This window comes from Kocuria sp. UCD-OTCP (genome assembly GCF_000349605.1).
GTDB lineage: Bacteria > Actinomycetota > Actinomycetes > Actinomycetales > Micrococcaceae > Kocuria > Kocuria rosea.
Genome location: NZ_AOSQ01000011.1, coordinates 44,030 through 61,507, shown reverse-complemented (window position 1 = coordinate 61,507; position 17,478 = coordinate 44,030). Strand labels below are relative to the sequence as shown.

16 protein-coding genes are annotated in these 17,478 nt (G+C 73.7%); 5 read left to right on the top strand and 11 right to left on the bottom strand.

The window, feature by feature from the left end; translation table 11 throughout:
* Positions 1-232: 232 nt before the first annotated feature.
* The gene (locus tag H488_RS23620) at positions 233-1,759 is read left to right on the top strand and encodes a DEAD/DEAH box helicase (RefSeq protein WP_017832592.1); all 1,527 of its coding nucleotides are present in this window, start codon (positions 233-235) and stop codon (positions 1,757-1,759) included.
* A 90-nt stretch (positions 1,760-1,849) separates the two neighbouring features.
* Here H488_RS23620 and H488_RS23615 read toward each other — a convergent pair whose 3' ends face one another.
* Together H488_RS23615 and H488_RS23610 are read right to left on the bottom strand one after the other, a co-directional pair.
* Positions 1,850-2,509 carry an HAD family hydrolase gene (locus tag H488_RS23615; RefSeq protein WP_017832591.1) on the bottom strand — a complete coding sequence of 220 codons (660 nt, stop codon included), beginning with the start codon at positions 2,507-2,509 and terminating at the stop codon, positions 1,850-1,852.
* The gene (locus H488_RS23610; RefSeq protein WP_017832590.1) at positions 2,506-3,219 is read right to left on the bottom strand and encodes an HAD family hydrolase; all 714 of its coding nucleotides are present in this window, start codon (positions 3,217-3,219) and stop codon (positions 2,506-2,508) included. Before H488_RS23610 ends, H488_RS23615 begins: the two co-directional genes overlap by 4 nt.
* 68 nt (positions 3,220-3,287) lie before the next feature.
* On the opposite strand from H488_RS23610, the gene H488_RS23605 reads away from it, so the two are divergent.
* On the top strand, positions 3,288-3,821 hold the full coding sequence (locus tag H488_RS23605) for a hypothetical protein (RefSeq protein WP_051063729.1): 534 nt from the start codon (positions 3,288-3,290) through the stop codon (positions 3,819-3,821).
* A gap of 67 nt (positions 3,822-3,888) precedes the next feature.
* Positions 3,889-4,440 carry a DinB family protein gene (locus H488_RS23600; RefSeq protein ID WP_017832588.1) on the top strand — a complete coding sequence of 184 codons (552 nt, stop codon included), beginning with the start codon at positions 3,889-3,891 and terminating at the stop codon, positions 4,438-4,440.
* 48 nt (positions 4,441-4,488) lie between these two features.
* On the opposite strand, the gene H488_RS37055 is transcribed toward H488_RS23600, so the two are convergent.
* Positions 4,489-4,905: a VOC family protein gene (locus tag H488_RS37055; protein WP_017832587.1), complete on the bottom strand. Its 417-nt coding sequence runs from the start codon at positions 4,903-4,905 to the stop codon at positions 4,489-4,491.
* A 342-nt stretch (positions 4,906-5,247) separates the two neighbouring features.
* Here H488_RS37055 and H488_RS23590 point away from each other — a divergent pair, with 342 nt between their 5' ends.
* Positions 5,248-5,856 carry a CDP-alcohol phosphatidyltransferase family protein gene (locus tag H488_RS23590; RefSeq protein ID WP_017832586.1) on the top strand — a complete coding sequence of 203 codons (609 nt, stop codon included), beginning with the start codon at positions 5,248-5,250 and terminating at the stop codon, positions 5,854-5,856.
* On the opposite strand, the gene ppgK is transcribed toward H488_RS23590, so the two are convergent.
* From ppgK to H488_RS23550, 8 genes are all read right to left on the bottom strand, one after another.
* The gene (gene ppgK, locus H488_RS23585; protein WP_017832585.1) at positions 5,826-6,662 is read right to left on the bottom strand and encodes a polyphosphate--glucose phosphotransferase; all 837 of its coding nucleotides are present in this window, start codon (positions 6,660-6,662) and stop codon (positions 5,826-5,828) included. The genes H488_RS23590 and ppgK overlap by 31 nt on opposite strands.
* 209 nt (positions 6,663-6,871) lie before the next feature.
* Positions 6,872-7,195: a hypothetical protein gene (locus tag H488_RS23580; protein ID WP_051063728.1), complete on the bottom strand. Its 324-nt coding sequence runs from the start codon at positions 7,193-7,195 to the stop codon at positions 6,872-6,874.
* Between the two features lie 600 nt (positions 7,196-7,795).
* Entirely contained in the window at positions 7,796-9,319 is a 1,524-nt protein-coding gene (locus H488_RS23575) for a SulP family inorganic anion transporter (RefSeq protein ID WP_017832583.1), read from the bottom strand.
* Between the two features lie 204 nt (positions 9,320-9,523).
* Positions 9,524-11,635, bottom strand: coding sequence for an acyltransferase family protein (locus H488_RS23570; protein ID WP_017832582.1), 2,112 nt, complete (start codon positions 11,633-11,635; stop codon positions 9,524-9,526).
* Positions 11,632-12,000, bottom strand: coding sequence for a MerR family transcriptional regulator (locus H488_RS23565; protein ID WP_017832581.1), 369 nt, complete (start codon positions 11,998-12,000; stop codon positions 11,632-11,634). Before H488_RS23565 ends, H488_RS23570 begins: the two co-directional genes overlap by 4 nt.
* An 85-nt stretch (positions 12,001-12,085) precedes the next feature.
* The gene (locus H488_RS23560; protein ID WP_017832580.1) at positions 12,086-13,771 is read right to left on the bottom strand and encodes a ribonuclease J; all 1,686 of its coding nucleotides are present in this window, start codon (positions 13,769-13,771) and stop codon (positions 12,086-12,088) included.
* Between the two features lie 275 nt (positions 13,772-14,046).
* Positions 14,047-15,018, bottom strand: a complete 972-nt coding sequence (locus H488_RS23555) for a CapA family protein (protein WP_017832579.1) — start codon at positions 15,016-15,018, stop codon at positions 14,047-14,049.
* 147 nt (positions 15,019-15,165) lie between these two features.
* Positions 15,166-16,518, bottom strand: coding sequence for an MFS transporter (locus tag H488_RS23550; RefSeq protein WP_043738673.1), 1,353 nt, complete (start codon positions 16,516-16,518; stop codon positions 15,166-15,168).
* A gap of 225 nt (positions 16,519-16,743) precedes the next feature.
* Between H488_RS23550 and H488_RS23545 the strand changes: the two genes are divergently transcribed.
* Positions 16,744-17,295: a hemerythrin domain-containing protein gene (locus tag H488_RS23545; protein ID WP_017832577.1), complete on the top strand. Its 552-nt coding sequence runs from the start codon at positions 16,744-16,746 to the stop codon at positions 17,293-17,295.
* The last annotated feature ends 183 nt before the right edge of the window (positions 17,296-17,478 follow it).

The following is a 17,478-nucleotide window of genomic DNA, read 5'->3' as shown; positions in this document are numbered from 1 at the left end:
CGCCGGTGCTGTAGGGTGAGGCGTATTGCATATGGCACTGCTCCCCGTTCCCGGGTGAGCAGGCAGGCGTCGAGCACCCCGTTCTTCTTCCAGCGTGGCACCGTTCCAGACGGTCTCAGCCCGCTCGCAGGGGCTCCAGGAGTCATTCGGCGCAACCCGGCGCGCTACCCCCTTGCCGGGACATCCGATCGAAAGACGTATCCCAGTTTTGGCTACTTTCACCGACCTTGGCGTGCCCGAGGCCCTTTCCGCCGTCCTCGCCCAGCAGGGCATCGAGCAGGCGTTCCCCATCCAGGAGAAGACCCTCCCCGACTCGCTGGCCGGCCGTGACGTGCTCGGCCGCGGCAAGACCGGCTCGGGCAAGACCGTGGCGTTCGCGCTGCCGCTCGTGTCCCGTCTCGCCGGACTGACCGGCAACGGCGCCCGCGCCGCCCGGCGGGCCAACCGGCCCACCGGCCTGGTCCTGGCCCCCACCCGCGAGCTGGCCACCCAGATCGACCGCGCGATCGCCCCGCTGGCCGAGGCCGCCGGGCAGACGACCACCGTCATCTTCGGCGGGGTCTCCCAGCGCAACCAGGAGAAGGCGCTCGCCAAGGGCGCCGACATCGTCATCGCCTGCCCCGGCCGGCTCGAGGACCTGCTGAAGCAGAACGTCCTCACGCTCGACGACGTCCGCGTGACGGTCATCGACGAGGCCGACCACATGGCCGACATGGGCTTCCTGCCCGTGGTGACCCGCATCCTCAAGCGCACCCCCCAGGGCGGCCAGCGGCTGCTGTTCTCCGCGACGCTCGACGGCGGCGTGGACAAGCTCGTCAAGCAGTTCCTGTCCAACCCGGTCAAGCACTCCGTGGACGCCCCGCAGGCGTCCGTGTCCACCATGGACCACCACGTGCTCGTCGTGGACGCGGACGAGAAGCAGGAGCTCATCGAGGCCCTGGCCTCCGGCACCGGCCGCCGCGTGATGTTCACGCGCACCAAGCACCGCGCCAAGAAGATGGCCCGCAAGCTCAGCCAGATGGGCATCCCCGCCGTGGACCTGCACGGCAACCTGTCCCAGAACGCCCGCGACCGCAACCTGGCCCAGTTCTCCGCCGGTGACGTGCGCGTGCTCGTCGCCACCGACGTCGCCGCCCGCGGCGTGCACGTGGACGAGGTCGAGCTGGTCGTGCACATCGACCCGCCCACCGAGCACAAGTCCTACCTGCACCGCTCCGGGCGCACCGCCCGCGCCGGCGCCTCCGGCTCCGTGGTCACGGTGGCCACCAAGGAGGAGCGCCGCGAGGTCACGCAGCTCATGAAGGCCGCGGGCGTCACCGCGAACTTCGACACCGTGACCGTCGGCTCCCCGGCCGTCACGGCGCTCGTGGGCGAGCTCGCCGACAAGGTCGCCTACGTGGCGCCGCCCGTCCAGGCGCAGGGCCGCCCGGCGAGCGGTCAGCGCTCCGGCGCCGGCCGCTCCGGTGGCCGTGCCGGCTCCGGCGGCAACCGCGGCCGCGGCGGACAGAACCGTTCCGAGCAGCCGCGCGGCGCCTCCCGCGACCAGCGCGGCGAGACCGGCAGCCGCGGCGGCTCCCGCCCCGGCAACGGCTCGGCCTCGCGCTCGGCGGCACCGGCCCGCTCGGCCGCTCCCAGCCGTTCCGCGGCGCCCGCGTACTCGACCGAGTCCGCGCCGGACCGCTCCACCCAGGCCGCGGCCCGTCGCCGCACCCGGAGCCCGCGCCGCGCGTCCTCCCCCCAGGGCACCGCGACCCGCTGAGCCCCAGCACCTCGCACGAGGGCCCGTTCCCTGCCGTCCCGCATCGCGCGGACGGCCGGGAACGGGCCCTCGTCGTCGTGGTGGCCCTCGTCAGACGGCCGGACCCAGCCCGCGCAGGAACTCCAGGGTGACGTCCGTGTGGGCGTCCACGAGCACCAGCCCGGGAGCGGGCTCCACGGGCAGCTCCCCGGGCACCACCACCACCGGCATCCCGGCGGCCGCCGCGCTCGCCGCCCCTGTCTGCGAGTCCTCGACCGCCACGCACCGTGCCGGGTCCACGCCCAGCCGCCGCGCCGCGAGCAGGTAGGGCTCCGGGTGCGGCTTGGCGTGCTCCACGTCCTCCTGCGAGACGACCACCCGCAGCACCTCGGGCGCCCCGGACGCGGTGCCCTCCGCGACCACGGTCAGGGCGTTCGTCACCACGGCGCCGGGGATGCCGGCCCGCTCGAGCTCGGCCAGCAGGTCGCGCATGCCGGGCAGGAACGGGACCTCGCCCGTGAGCGAGGCCGCGACCTCCCGCCCGAGCTCAGCCGTGATGGCCTCGACGGTCCCCTCGGCGCCGCGCTCGACCATCAGCCGCGCCGACGCGGGCACCGTCCGGCCCAGCGTGGCGAGGTCGTCCTCGGTGCTCCAGCCGACGCCGTACCGGCCGGCCACCGCCCGCTTGGCCACGGCCCACTGCGGTTCGGAGTTCACGAGGGTGCCGTCGTGGTCGAACAGGACGGCGGCGGGGAAGTCGGGGGCGCTCACGGGCGGGTCTCCTGCACGGGGTGGAAGGGCGACGACGGGGACTGCGGGTCCAGCGAGCGCAGCAGCTCCAGGGTCAGCTCCCGGTGGGATCCCAGGTGCAGCAGCCCGGGGCCGCGCTCGACCTCCAGCTCGCCGGGGACGACCACCGTGGGGATGCCCGCCGCGACGCCCGCGGCGGCCCCGGCGGGGGAGTCCTCGACCACGACGCACCGGTGGGGGGCGACCCCGAGGCGGCGCGCCGCCGTGAGGTAGGCGTCCGGGTCCGGCTTGGGGCGGACCCCCTGCGCGTACTCGTCCGTGCCGATGACGACCTGGAACAGGTCCTCCGGGGCGGTGGCCGCGGTGTGGTGGCCCATCGCCGAGCTCGCGTTGGTGACGATCGCCGCGGGGATCCCCGCGGCCGAGAGCTCCTCGAGGAGCTCCGCGATCCCGTCGATGAAGGTCAATTCGGTGTCCTCCAGGACGCGGACGCTGTGCTCGAAGACCGCCCGGAACAGCTCGTCCGGACCGAGCGGCACGCCGACCCGCTGCAGGCGGTCGATCGTCGCGGCGACCGGCCGGCCCAGGGTCGCGAGCGAGTCCTCGGGGGTCCAGAGCCGTCCGTGCTCGGCGGCGAGGTTCTGCTTGGCGCGGTCCCAGAGCGGCTCGGTGTCGACGAGGGTCCCGTCGTGGTCGAAGAGGACGGCGTGCGGGAATCCGGGGGAGGGCATGCGCTCCAGCCTACCGGGGCGCCCGCGGGCGGGTCTCCGGCGGGAGGCCCGTCGATAGACTGGCGGGCGTGGAAACAGCCCTCGACCGCGTGCCGCACCGTCCCGCCGTCCTGCAGCGCGCCGTGCCCGTCCTCGGGATCCCCGCGGCCCTGCTGCTCGGGGTGTGGGTGGCCGTGGGCCGCGGTCTGGCCGGCGCCGCCGGTGACCTGGCGCTGCTCTACACGCTGACGCTGGCCCTGCCGCTGACCGCGCTGCTCGTGGTGGCCGGGGTCCTGCTGCGCCGGGACGCCCGCGCCCACGTCCCGCCCGGGGCGTCCCTGCGGTCCTCGCTGACGGTGCTCGCCGCGTGGGCCGTGCTCCTCGGCTTCGGCGCCGTCCTCCCGGACCGCGTGGACGGCGCCGGCGCCTCCGTGCTGACCCGGGCCACCGACCCCGTCCACCTGGGCCTGTCCGCGGGGTTCGCCAACACCCTCGGCATCCTCTCGTTCGTCCTGGCGACTGCCGCCGTGGTGCTCGCCGCGACCGACCTGCGCCGGACCCGCCGGGTCCAGCGCGGGGAGCCGCTCGACGAGGACGAGATCCTGGACCGGCAGGGGCTGTGACCCGCCCGGCCCGCCCCGTCCGCCGCGGGACCTCGCCGCGCCTGGTGGGCCCAGGTACATTGGCCGCATGACCACCGAGCGCCCCGGAACCCCCGACACCTCCCCGGTCCCTCCGGAGACCAAGGACTGGACCGTGGTGCTCGACCGGGGCTGCCCCGACTGCGGGTTCGACCCGGACTACGACGTCACGAGCACGGGGGAGCGGGCGCGGGCCACGGTCGAGCGCTGGGCGGCGGTCCTCGACCGCCTGGGCATGACGGACCGGCCCCGCCCGGGGACGTGGTCCCCGCTGGAGTACGCCTGCCACGTCCGGGACCTCTGCCGGGTCTTCCGCGAGCGGCTGCGGCTCATGCTCGACGAGCAGGACCCGGTCTTCGCGGACTGGGACCAGGACGCCGCGGCGGTCGAGGGGCAGTACAACCTGCAGGACCCCTACGAGGTCTCCGGGGAGCTCGCGCAGGAGGTCCGCGCCACCGCGGACGCCTTCGACGCCGTGACCGGGGAGCAGTGGGCCCGGACCGGCCGGCGCGGGGACGGCAAGGACTTCACCGTGGCGAGCTTCGCGGCGTACTTCCTGCACGACGTCGAGCACCACCTGCGCGTCGACGTCCGCGGCTGAGCCGGCCCCGGCCGCACCTCCCGGCGCGGACGGGCCGGGCGGGCACGTTCAGCCGAGGTGCACGGTCCCGTCGTCGTCGATCCGCCACCCCGGGTTGTGCGCGATCTCCCACACCACGCCGTTGGGATCGGCGACGTGCGCGTGGAAGACGCCCCCGAAGGCGCCCGGCCGCGGGCTCGTGAGCACGGTCCCGCCCGCGGCGCTCATCGCGTCGACGCTCGCGCGCACCGCGGCCTCGCCGTCCACGTTGTGCGCGAGCGTCACGCCCTGCGCCGGGGTGGCCGATGGGAGGCCCAGGTCCTCGGCGAACTTCCCGGCGTCGAAGAGACCCAGGACCGTCCCCGGGGCGATCTGGAAGAAGAGGATCTCGCCCGGGACGTCGAGCAGCGGCTCCCAGCCGAGACCCCGCGCGTAGAACTCGCGGGCGGCGTCGAGGTCCGGGGTGGACAGGGTGAGGAAGTGCACGCGAGGATCCACAGCGGTCCTTCGGTCGGGCCCGGCCCCGGTGAGCGGGACGGACGGGGTGGCGCGCCCGGTGTCGGGCCGAGGACGCGCACCGGGTCGGAGCTCACCGGGCGAGGGTGCACAGGGTGCGCCGGCGGAGCCGCTGCGGGCGCACCGGCGACCGGCGACGAGGCTCCCGCCCCATTCTGCCCGGGCGGCCCGAGTGCGGCCAGGGACCGTGCCGGCCCTCGCGCCGGGCGGCGTCATCTCCCGGGCCGCCCGGCGCCGACCAGATAGTCTCGAGGGCAGCACCGACGGGCGCGGACCGTTCGCCCGGGAGCGCCGGAGGACGGGACGAGGCACATGGCACAGCAGCACCAGGACGCGGTCGAGCCGGCGGAGTCGCCGTACTACGACCGGGTGCTCACGGTGCCCAACGTGGTCTCGGTGGTGCGGTTCGCGCTCATCGTCCCGGCCGTTCTGGCCGTCCTCGACATCGACGAGCAGCCGGTGCGCGCGCTGGTCCTCGTCGCCCTCTTCTCCCTGACGGACTGGGTCGACGGCGCCCTGGCCCGGGCGCTCCGGCAGCGCAGCCGGGTCGGGGAGGTCATGGACCCCATCGCCGACCGGCTGGGGACCGTGGCGATCGCCGTGGCCGCGAGCATCGTCGGGCTGTTCCCCTGGTGGGTGCTGATCGTCATCGCGGTCGTCGACGTCGTGGTGGGGATCGCCACTCTGGTCCGGCGGTCCCTCGGCACCCTGCGGGTCACGACGGTCGGCAAGGCGAAGACCGCCCTGCTCATGGTGGGGACCGTGCTCGTCCTGGCGGGGCCCGCCTGGTCCGCCCCCGAGGTGACGGACGTCGGTCGGGTCATGGTCCAGGTGGCGGCCGTCCTGCACGTCCTGGCGGGCGTGCAGTACTTCCGCCAGGCCCTCCGAGGTCAGGCCGACGCCGGCGGCACGGCGAGGTAGGCGTGCCGGGCGGCGCCGATGATGCCCGCCGCGTTGCGCAGCTCGGCCGGGACGACGCGCGTGTCCAGGCGCAGACGGGGCAGGAAGTCCTCGTGCCGGGCGGAGATCCCGCCGCCGACCACGATCAGGTCCGGGGAGAAGAGGAACTCCAGGTGCGCGAAGTACTGCTGGAGACGCTCGGCGTAGTCCGGCCAGTCCAGTCCCTCCCGCTCCCGGGCCACCGCCGAGGCCCGCACCTCGGCGTCGACCCCGCCGAGCTCCAGGTGGCCCAGTTCGACGTTGGGCACGAGCTTCCCGTCCACGAACAGCGCCGAGCCGATGCCGGTGCCCAGGGTGATGACCAGGACGGTGCCGGTGGTCCCGCGTCCGGCGCCGTAGCGGAGCTCGGCCAGGCCCGCGGCGTCGGCGTCGTTGAGGACGTGGACGGTGCGTCCCAGCCGCTCCGTGAGGAACCGGTGGACGTCCAGGCCGATCCACGCGTCGTCGATGTTCGCGGCGGAGCGGGCCACGCCGTGGCGGATGATCGCGGGGAGCGCCACTCCCACGCTGGCCTCCGGGTGCGGGGCCTGGGGGCTCGCGGCGATCTCCTGCACGATGAGCACGAGCTGCTCCGCCAGGGCATCCGGCGTGGCGGGGACGGGGGTGGGGCGCTGGAGGACCGGGGTGGTCAGCTCGCCGTCGGCCATGTCCACGGCCGCGTACTTGATCAGGGTGCCGCCGACGTCCACCCCGATGTGGTGCCGGTGCAGGGTCGACCAGCCGGTCGGCGCGGGGGCTGGGACGGGGCGGGGCGAGAGATGGGCCATCCGACATCCTAGGGTCGAGGTGGGGGCACGGGGACGACGACGGGCGCGCTGCGTCCGGCTCGCTGCGCCCGACCGGGTGCGGGCCGTCGTCGGGGCCGGCACCCCGGACCATTCTGCCACCGCGGCCGCCGGGGCCGTGGAGGTGGCGCCGCGCGCGAGGCACGGCTCGGGGGGCTCCGAGGAGGATCCGCCGCGGTGGAGGTGCCGGCTCAGGCGCGCGGCCAGAGGCCCGGCGCGCTGCCGCGGTCCTGCGGGCCGGCGTCGTCCCGGGAGCCCGCGTCGATCTCCCACGAGAACGGGACCCGGGCGACGGGCGCGTCCCGGACGAGTCCGTTGACCGCGCGGGCGAGCAGGTCGCGGTGGGCGGCCGGCAGCCTCAGGCACCCGTGCAGGTACGCGTCGACCTCCAGCATCCCGGCCTCGCCGCCGAGCTGGAAGCAGTGCCACCAGACCCGGGCCGCGTCGAGACCGGCGCGCTCGACGGCGTGCCGGGCGAGGCGTGCCTGCACGGCTCCGATCCTGTCGTCGTCCACGGTCCCCCCTCACTGCGGTGCGTCGCTCCGAGGACGGTCCCGGACCGGGCGCGACGCTGCGCAGCGGTCCGGGACCGTCCGTGGCGGCGCGGTGGCGCCGCCGCCCCCATCATGGTTCCGGGTGGGCCCTCGGGGCACCACACGGAGCCCGGGTGCGTGCGTTTTCCGGACCGTCGGTGCTTCCTCCGGACGCCCGGGGCCGGACGGCACCACCGACAGGGCCGGGCGGAGCGGGGTGCGGGGGTGCCGGCGGACGAGGCCGGCACACAGAAGCGGACGAGGCCGGCACACAGAAGGGGAGCGGGGCGGCCCCCAGCCGGCCCCGCTCCCTGCTGCTCCCGCGCCCGGACCCGATGCGGGTGACGCCCCCCGGAGTCCGGAGGCGGCGCGCTGTCGGTCGACGGTGCGGGAGCCGGGGGATGATCCTTGGCGGACCACAGAATCCCCTGGTGAGAAGCAACGATGCTCCATCCCACGGCGTACGGCAAGACCCGTCGTGTGACCCAGTTCACATGCAGACACAAAGGGTTGTGATCGCAAATGCATGGGTCGGCAGAGTGCGCCGGGGGGTGGTGCCGCGGCTCGGCCCCTCGGGTCGGGTCAGTGCTCGGAGTTGAGCATTCCGCCCAGGCGCACGCGCATCCGGCGGCTGGCCTGGTTCAGTCCGATGATCGCCACGTCCTTGCCGTAGTGGGCGTACTTGTCGGTCACGGAGTCGAGGGCGGCCACGGTGGAGGCGTCCCAGAGGTGGGAGTCGGAGAAGTCGATGACGATCTGCTGCGGGTCCCCGGCGTAGTCGAACATCGTGTACAGGTCGTTGGAGGAGGCGAAGAACAGCTCACCGTGCACGGTGTAGACCGCCGTCTCCCGGCCGTCCCGCGGCTCGAGCGCACGGTCGACGGTGACGAAGTGGGCCACCCGGCGGGCGAAGGCGACCATCGCCACGAGCACCCCCACGATCACGCCGAGGGCGAGGTTGTGCGTCCATACGGTCACGGCCACGGTGGAGAGCATCACCAGGGTCTCCGGGAGGGGCATCCGCGCCAGGGTCGCGGGGCGGACCGAGTGCCAGTCGAACGTCGCCCAGGACACGAAGATCATGATGGCCACCAGGGCGGCCATCGGGATGACCGCCACGACCTCGCCGAGGGTCACGACGAGGAGCAGCAGGAAGATCCCGGCCAGGAAGGTGGAGATGCGGGTGCGGGCCCCGGAGGCGCGCACGTTGATCATCGTCTGGCCGATCATCGCGCACCCGCCCATCCCGCCGAAGAAGCCGGTCACGGTGTTGGCCGCGCCCTGCGCCCAGGACTCGCGGGTCTTGTTCGAGCGCGTGTCGGTGATGTCGTCGACGAGCTTCGCCGTCATCAGCGACTCGAGCAGGCCCACCAGCGCCATGGTCAGGGCGAACGGGGCGATGATCCGGAAGGTCTCCAGGTCCAGCGGGACGTCGGGGAAGAACAGCGACGGCAGGGACTCGGGCAGCTCGCCCTTGTCGCCGACGCTCGGCACGTCCATGCCCATCGGCACCACGATCGCGGTGATCACCACGATGGCCACCAGCGGAGCGGGGACCACTCCGGTCAGCCGGGGGAACAGGAACACGATGGCCAGGCCCAGGGCCGTGAGCGGGTAGACGGCCCAGGGCACCCCGATCAGCTCGGGGACCTGGGAGCTGAAGATCAGGATGGCCAGGGCGTTGACGAAGCCCACCATGACCGAGCGCGGGATGAAGCGCATCAGCCGTGCCGCGCCGATCAGGGCCAGGACCACCTGGAAGACCCCGGCCAGGATCACCGCGGCGATGAAGTGGTCGATGCCGTGGGAGGCCACCAGCGGGGCGATCACCAGGGCCACCGCGCCGGTGGCCGCGGAGATCATCGCGGGCCGGCCGCCCAGCACGGCCGTGGTCACGGCCATGGTGAAGGACGCGAACAGGCCCAGGCGGGGATCCACCCCGGCGATGATCGAGAAGGCGATCGCCTCCGGGATGAGCGCCAGGGCCACCACGAGCCCGGCCAGGACCTCGGTCTTGAGGTGACGGGGGGACCGGAGGGTCAGGCGCACCGACTGGCGCTGCTCGGGCGTGAGATCGGCCGCGGGACCGGCTGTCGTGGTGGCCAAGGAGGCTCCGTTCGCAGGAGAGGAGGGCGGGGAAAGGCTGGGCGGAAGGGCTGGGGTCGTCCCGGGTGCTGCGCATGCGGGTGGACACGGCGTCGCGCGGGCGGTGCGGCGTCCGGGTGCGGAGGCGCTCCGGCGGGGACCGCGTCGTCACCCTATCCTAACGTGAGGGTAGGGTCCTCGGCCGCGTGGCGGGGGAGAGGTGGCTCACGTCCGGTCGAGGGCGGCCAGCAGGCGCTCCTCGACGTCGGGCACCAGCGTCTCGCCGTAGCTGGAGGTGACGTGGTCGAGGTCGCGGTAGACCATGATGTTGCCGACCACCCCGGGGCAGGTGGTCCCGGTGCACAGCCGGTCGGTGAGGTCGATGCTGTGCAGGTCCTCGTGCCGGGCGGCCAGCTCCTCCAGCGGGTTGACGGGGAGCAGCGACTCGGAGCGGGGGACGTTGCAGCGGTCGCGGTCGGGCCCGTAGGTCTCCACGCACTCGAACATGTCGTAGGGGAAGCGCGGGTTGTCGCGGAAGGCCAGCACCGGGATGCCGGCGTCCAGGAAGGGCCGCACGCCGGCCTCGTAGCCCTCGACGAGCTTCTCGTGCGGGGCCTCGGGCAGGCTGAGGGTGCCGATGGTCAGCACCGCGTCGGGCTCCGTCTCCAGGACCGCCTCCCGGGCCGCGGTGTTGAAGTCGTTGCACTCGGCCTGGTAGTTCTCCGACTCGCTCGTGTAGCGGCAGGCGTTGCGCAGATAGGAGACCACCGTCCAGCCCTGGGCGTCGGCGACCCGGTGGATCGGTGTGAGCAGCTGCCGGGCGTGGGAGTCCCCGAGGACCACCAGGGTCAGCCCGGGGTCGGTGCCGCGGGGATCGGTGTCACCGGCGGGGTCGGGGGTGATGATCCTGCACTCGCCCAGCTCGGCGATGCCCGCCGGGGTCCGCTCGGGGGGACAGAGGTCTCCGGTGTCGCCCCACTCCTGGTCGCGCTCGTCCTCGGTGGGGATGATCGGCACGTCCGGGACCTCGCCGATGTCCTCGCGCAGCACCGCGGCGCCGGGGTAGTTCTGCGCGGTGCGCTCCACCCCGGCGGTGGGGTCGCGCAGCACCGTGTACTGGTGAGCGCCGGTGAGCGGTACCGCCACGAGCAGGGCGGTGGCGATCAGCCGGATCCCGCTGCGGGCCCGGATCCCGGGCAGGGCCCGCCAGCCGGTCAGCAGCAGCGCGGTGACCCGGGTGAGGACCACCGAGGCGGCCAGGATCCCGAGCCCGGCCGGCACCGGCACAGTGTCCCGGGCCGTGAGCAGCAGGTAGGTGATCAGCAAAGGCCAGTGCCACAGGTAGATCCCGTAGGCCCGGTCCCCGAACCACTGCAGCGGACGCGCCGACAGGAGCCGGGCAGCGCCGGTCCGGGCGTCGGGTGCCAGCGCACCGCCGAGCAGGATCGCCGAGGCCCCCAGGGTGGGGGCCAGGGCCACGGTGCCGGGGAAGCGGGTGTCGGAGCCGATGAGGAAGGGGGTGGCGAGGATCGCGGCCAGCCCGGCCCAGCCCAGGACCACCCCGGTCACCCGGTCCGCGGCGCTCCGGCGCCGGGAGGCCGTCCCCGCGGCGCCGGAGCCGGCCAGGGCCAGGGCTGCCATCGAGCCCAGGGCGAACTCCCACAGCCGGGTCAGGGTGCTGAAGTAGGCCGCCTCAGGTCCGGCCGCGGTGGCCACCACCGACCAGGCCAGCGAGCCGGCGAACACGGCGGCGAACACGACCCAGGCCACCGGACGGAACCCGATCCCGGCCCGCCGGGCCGTCACGGCGGCCCCGGCCAGCAGCAGCGGCCACACCAGGAACACCTGGCCCTGGACCGACAGCGACCACATGTGCTGCAGCGGGGTCGTGGCCGCGGAGTTGCCGGCGTAGTAGTCCACGGCCTGGTCCGCCAGCACCCAGTTGACCACGTAGAACAGCGACCCCCAGGCCTGGGCCAGCAGCTCGGCCCACCGGCTGGGCGGGAACCAGAGGAACACCGCGGCGAGCACGGCCAGCAGCAGCACCGCCACCGGGCCCAGCAGCCGGGCGAAGGTCCGGGCCCAGTAGGCCGGCAGTGCCAGGGGCCGGCCGTGCTCGATCCGGCGGGCGAAGGAGCCGGTGAGCAGGAACGCGGAGAGCACGAAGAACACGTCCACCCCGCCGGAGACCTTCTCGGTCCACACGTGGAAGACCACCACCAGCAGCACGGCCACCCCGCGCAGACCCTGCAGATCCGGGCGGTGGACGGTCCGCGGGGACGGGCTGCGGAGGACCGCCACGGGCTCGGCGGCGCAGCTCGTCGAGCGCTCGGTCATCGCCGGAGCCGCTGCTCCAGCATCGCGATGAACTCGTCCGCCTGGGCCAGCTTCCTGGCCAGCCGGTCCCGCTCGGGGTGGGCCCGCTCGAGGTAGTCGGCGAGCCGGGCCTCTGCGGGCTCGTCGGCGCCGAGCAGCTCGAGCAGCTCGGCCATCTCCTCCAGGGAGAAGCCGAGCGGCTTCATCCGCTTGATGTGGGTGAGCCGCTCCACGTCCCGCTCCGTGTACACGCGGAAGCCGCCCTCGGTGCGCGAGGCCGGCAGCAGGCCCACCTCGTCGTAGTGGCGGATGGTGCGCAGGGACAGCTCGGTCCGATCGGCGAGCTCGCCGATCTGCATGGTGCCTCCGCGGACGCGCTGCGGCATCGAACGACCTCCAGGAATCAGGGGACCCCGAGTCTACCAACCGCCCGGTCCCGGCCCCGGGGCCGGGACCGGGCGGTCGTGCGGCTCAGGCGTCGACGACGACGACCGTCACCAGCGGGGCCCGCCGGTAGGCGCGCTCGAGGTGGCGGGAGACGGTCTCGGCGATGATCGACTCGAGCTTCTCGAGGTCGGCGACCTTGGACGTGGCCGGGCGCGCCAGGGCGTTCTTCACCTTGTCGGCGGCCCCGTCGAAGACGTGCTCGTCGTGGACGAAGCCCTTCGCCAGGAACTCCAGCGGCTCGGCGAGCGCGTTGGTGTCGGCGTCGACGATGGCCACGACCGTGACCACGCCGCCCTCCTGCAGCAGCCGGCGCTCCACCAGGGTCTCCTCGGTGACCTTGCCCACGGTGTGGCCGTCGACGTAGACCAGACCGGCCTCCACCTGCCCGGAGATCCGCGCCCGGCCGTCGACGAGGTCGATGACGGTGCCGTCCCGGCCGATCAGCACGTTCTCCGGGTCGACACCGGTGCGGACCGCCAGCTCGGCGTTGGCGTGCAGGTGCTTGGACTCCCCGTGCACGGGGAGCACGTGGGTGGGCTTGACGATGTTGTAGCAGTAGACCAGCTCCCCGGCCGAGGCGTGGCCGGAGACGTGGACCTTGGCGTTGCCCTTGTGCACGACCTTCACGCCGAGGTCGGTGAGCTTGTTGATGATCCCGTAGATCGCGTTCTCGTTGCCCGGGATCAGCGAGCTCGCCATGAGCACCGTGTCCCCGGCGTTGAGCTGGATCTGGTGCGTCTCGTTGGCCATGCGCGAGAGCGCGGCCAGGGGCTCGCCCTGGGAGCCGGTGCACACCAGGGTGACCTTGGCGTCCGGCATGGACTGGAGCTTCTTGAAGTCGACCACCAGCCCGCGGGGGATCTTCAGGTAGCCCAGGTCGCGGGCGATGCCCATGTTCTTGACCATGGACCGGCCCACGAAGGCCACCTTGCGCCCGTGGGCGTGGGCGGCGTCGAGGACCTGCTGGATGCGGTGGACGTGGCTGGCGAAGCTGGAGACGATGATCCGCTTCGGGGCGGTGGCGAAGACCTGGTTGATCGCCGGCGTCAGCTCCTGCTCCGAGGTGGTGAAACCGGGGACCTCGGCGTTGGTGGAGTCGGTGAGGAACAGGTCCACGCCCTCGTCGCCCAGGCGGGCGAAGTGGCGCAGGTCGGTGATCCGGTCGTCCAGCGGGAACTGGTCCATCCGGAAGTCCCCGGTGTGCAGCACCAGCCCGGCGTCCGTGCGGATCGCCACGGCCAGGCTGTCCGGGATCGAGTGGTTGACCGCGACGAACTCGCACTCGAACGGGCCCGCCCTGTGGGTGTCCCCGGCCTCGACGTGGACCGCCTTCGGGGTGATCCGGTGCTCCTTGAGCTTGGACGTGATGAACGCCAGGGTCAGCTCGGAGCCGATGACCGGGATGTCCGGGCGCTCCTTGAGCAGGTACGGCACGCCCCCGATGTGGTCCTCGTGGCCGTGGGTGAGCACGATGCCGACGATGTCGCCCAACCGGTGCCGGATGGAGGTGAAGTCGGGCAGGATCACGTCGATGCCCGGCTGGTGCTCCTCGGGGAACAGCACCCCGCAGTCGACGACGAGCAGCTTGCCGGCGTGCTCGAAGACGGTCATGTTGCGTCCGATCTCGCCCAGACCGCCCAGCGGGGTGATCCGCAGGCCCCCGGAGGGCAGCGGGGGCGGGGACTTGAGCTTGCGGGAGGAAATGGTCAAAGGATTCCGCTTTCATCGTGGGTTCAACGTGGGGTGGAGCAAGGTCGTGCGGGCGGCTCGCGTCGAGCCGGGGCCGCGTCCGGGACCTGACGGCCCCGAGAAGTCTGGGACAACTCTAACGTCGGGTCAGGGTCGCGGCGGACCGCCGGGCGGCGCGGACGGGGAACGGACCGCCCCGGCGGGGGCCCGCAGGAGGCGGTGACCGGTCGTCGGCCGGGCGGGAAGGGGCTCGGCGCGGGTCTTCCGCGCGCTCGCGGCGGGACAGCGGGAGGGCCTCAGTCCAGCGGGACGTCGAGGCACTGCTCGTCGTCGCGCCACGTGCACCGCGTGCCGAGCGCGGCGCTGAGCCGCTCCATCCGCCGTGCGATGCCCCGGGCCTCGGCGGTGGCCGTCCTCGCCCGGAGGGCCTCGATCACCGTGGGGTGCAGGCGCAGGCGGCGGGGCAGGCCGTCCCGGACGTCGAGCAGGAAGACGAAGGACTGGTCGTTGCGCTCGTCGGGACGGACGGCGTAGTCGTCGACGAAGTCCCCGGCGCCGTAGACCACCGGCCGGCCGCGGTGCACCTCGACGCCGCGGAAGACGTGCGGGGAGTGGCCGAAGACCACGTCCGCCCCGGCCTCCACCAGCGCGTGGGCGAACGCGCGGTGCTCCGGCGGCACCTGCGCGCCCCAGTTGGGCCCCCAGTGGGCGGAGACGACGAGGAGGCCGGTGCGCTCCCGGGTCCGCCGGACGAGCTGCAGGAGGTCCTGCGCGCGGTCGTCGGCGAGGTCGACGGGCACGTGGTGGACGCCGGGGGACGCGGGGCCCGCGGCCCAGCCCGGCTCGTTGTCCGTGAAGGCGAGGAAGCCCACCGCGGTCCCGGCCCGGGTGCAGACCGCGGGGCGTCGTGCCGCCTCCGCGTCCGGGCCCGCCCCGGTGTGCAGGATGCCGTGCTCGTCCAGCAGGGGGAGCATCTCCCGCATGGCCTCCACGCCGTGGTCGAGCACGTGGTTGTTCGCCAGCGAGACGACGTCGACGCCGGCGGCCTCCAGGCTCGCGACGTTCTTGCGGTCCGAGCGGAAGTGGAACCTCTTGCCGGGCCAGGGCGGGCCGTCGTCGGCGAGCACGCACTCGAGGTTCGCGAACCGCAGGTCCGCCTGCGCGAGCAGGGGGAGGGCGTCCCCCCACGGATGGGCCGGGCCCTCGTGGCGCAGCCGCTCGTCGACCAGCCGGCCGAGCATGACATCGCCGACGAGTGCGATCCGCATGAGCCGCCTCCTGTCCGGACGCTCCCATCGTGACCCCTGGCCCGCGGGCGGACAAGAGCGGCCGGTGGTGGCCGTCCCGGTCACGGGGACCACGCGGCTCCGCCGGCGCCGCCCGCCCGGGAGGCAGGAGGCGCCGGCGGCCACCGGTCACCGGCCCAGATCGGCCCAGTCGGTCATCCGGGCGCTGTTCGCCGCGGCCGGGCGCAGCTGCGCTGGCTCCGGCAGGAGCACGGACAGGTCGGAGACGGCCTGGTAGGCCCAGGAGGGCCCGGTGCGCACGGGCGAGGAGGCGGGGACGCCCCCCGTGCGGTGCAGGCGGGTCGCGTAGCCCAGGATGAGCAGGCCGGCCACGGCCAGGCCGACGCCCACCCAGGCGGGGGAGCGGTAGCCCCAGCCGGCGGTGATGACGGCGCCGCCGAGGAACGCGCCCATGGCGTTGGCCAGGTTGAACGCCGCGTGGTTCATGGCGGCGGTCAGGGACGGGGCGTCCTTGGCCTCGCGCAGCAGGCGCATCTGCAGCGCGGTGCTGAAGAGGGCGCCCATGGCGCCGATCCACAGCACGCCGAGCACGGCCGCGACCGCGGAGTGGGCGAACAGGCCGAAGAAGGCCAGGGCCACGCCGGAGACGGCCCCCGCGCCCAGGGCGGTCTTCTCGATGGACCGGTCCAGCAGCGGGCCCGCCAGCAGGGAGCCCGCGGTCATGCCCACGCCGTACACGGCCAGCACCCACGGCACCATGGAGATGTCGAGGCCGCTGAGCTCGGTCAGGATCGGGGAGACGAACGTGTAGACCGCGAACATGCCGCCGAAGCCGACCGCCCCGGCCAGCAGGGTCAGGGCCACCTGGGGCCGGCCCAGGGCACGGACCTCCTGGGCCACGGAGACGCCGCCGCCCTTGCGGGTGCGGGGGATCCAGAGGGCGAGGGCCGCGACGGTGAGCAGGCCGATGACCACCACGAGCCCGTACCCGGCCCGCCAGCCCAGGCTCCCGCCGAGCACGGCGGCCAGGGGGACGCCCACGATGTTGGCGACCGTCAGGCCGAGCGCCACGCGGGCCACGGCGGTGCCGCGCCGCTCGCGCGGCACCAGGGAGGAGGCCACCACCGCGGCGACCCCGAAGTAGGCGCCGTGGGGCAGGCCGGAGAGGAAGCGCGCCACGTACAGCCACTCGAGGGACGGCGCGGCCGCGGACAGGACGTTGCCGGCGGTGAAGGCGACCATCAGCCCGAGCAGGAGCCTCTTGCGCTCCACCCGGGCGGTCAGGGACGTGATGAGGGGTGCGCCGACGACCACGCCCAGGGCGTAGAGGGAGATGGCGTGCCCGAGGGAGGGGATCGAGGCGTCGAGGTCCTCGGCGATGAAGGGGAGCAGGCCCATCGAGGCGAACTCGGTGGTGCCCACGCCGAAGCCGCCGAGGGCGAGGGCGAAGAGGGCGAAGCGGGTGCCGGTGCGGTCCGGGGCGTTGATCACCTGGAGCACGGCAGTGCGAGGTGCGGACATGGCGGATCCTTCCGTGCGGAGCATGGGGGTGCGGGTGGAAGGCGCGTCGTCGGGCCGAACGGGTGGAAACCTCGATGCTACGGAGGATGTCGAGGGCATCCAACGGTTCGGGCCTGTGATCTTGGACAAATCGGGTATCCGTGTGATATGTGTCGCGCTCGGGTTCCAGGGCCTCGTCATGCCGCCCACGGAACCGGGAACCACGACTTCAAGGAGGCGCGTCCCATGACCGACACCCACGCTGCGGGTCCGGACACCGATGTCATCGACATCCTCACCACCGACCACCGGGAGATGCTCGAACTGCTCGGCCAGATCGAGGGCGCCCCGGACGCCGCCCGGCGCAGGGACCTGGCCGACACCGTGATCGCGGAGGAGATGCACGTCTACCCGGTGATGGAGAAGCACCTGCCCGGCGGCGCCGAGGAGGTCGAGCACGACAAGAAGGAGCACGACGATCTCGTCCGGGTCATGAAGCAGGTGGAGGGCGTCGACGCCTCCGAGCCGGCGTTCATGGAGCTGATCCGCGAGATGCAGTCGCAGCTGCGCCACCACATCGAGGACGAGGAGTCCGACCAGTTCCCGAAGCTGCGGGCGCACATCCCGGCCGAGGACCTCGTGGAGCTGGGCCGGAAGGTGCAGAACGCCAAGAAGGTGGCGCCGACCCGGCCGCACCCCTCCGCGCCGCACTCGGAGCTGTTCCACAAGATCGTCGGGCCCGGCGTCGGCATGGTCGACCGGCTCCGGGACCGGCTGACGGGCCGGAGCACCGGCTAGCCGGGCGACGGTCCCCCGCGGACAGCACAGCACGGACCCCTGCTGGACGAGCGCCTCGCGAGGCTCGCCCGGCGGGGGTCCGTGCTGTTCTACGGAACCACGGCGGGTCGCCGGCGCCGAGCTGGCGCAGACCCCTGTTGCCCGGGAGTTGAGTGCGCTAGACTCAAGTTAGCTGAACTGCCC

Coding starts and splice junctions, on each gene's coding strand:
- H488_RS23610 (WP_017832590.1), bottom strand. CDS start 3,219: ATGCCCTCCCCCGGATTCCCGCACGCCGTCCTCTTCGACCACGACGGG.
- H488_RS23600 (WP_017832588.1), top strand. CDS start 3,889: ATGACCACCGAGCGCCCCGGAACCCCCGACACCTCCCCGGTCCCTCCG.
- H488_RS23590 (WP_017832586.1), top strand. CDS start 5,248: ATGGCACAGCAGCACCAGGACGCGGTCGAGCCGGCGGAGTCGCCGTAC.
- ppgK (WP_017832585.1), bottom strand. CDS start 6,662: ATGGCCCATCTCTCGCCCCGCCCCGTCCCAGCCCCCGCGCCGACCGGC.
- H488_RS23570 (WP_017832582.1), bottom strand. CDS start 11,635: ATGACCGAGCGCTCGACGAGCTGCGCCGCCGAGCCCGTGGCGGTCCTC.
- H488_RS23565 (WP_017832581.1), bottom strand. CDS start 12,000: ATGCCGCAGCGCGTCCGCGGAGGCACCATGCAGATCGGCGAGCTCGCC.
- H488_RS23555 (WP_017832579.1), bottom strand. CDS start 15,018: ATGCGGATCGCACTCGTCGGCGATGTCATGCTCGGCCGGCTGGTCGAC.
- H488_RS23550 (WP_043738673.1), bottom strand. CDS start 16,518: ATGTCCGCACCTCGCACTGCCGTGCTCCAGGTGATCAACGCCCCGGAC.
- H488_RS23545 (WP_017832577.1), top strand. CDS start 16,744: ATGACCGACACCCACGCTGCGGGTCCGGACACCGATGTCATCGACATC.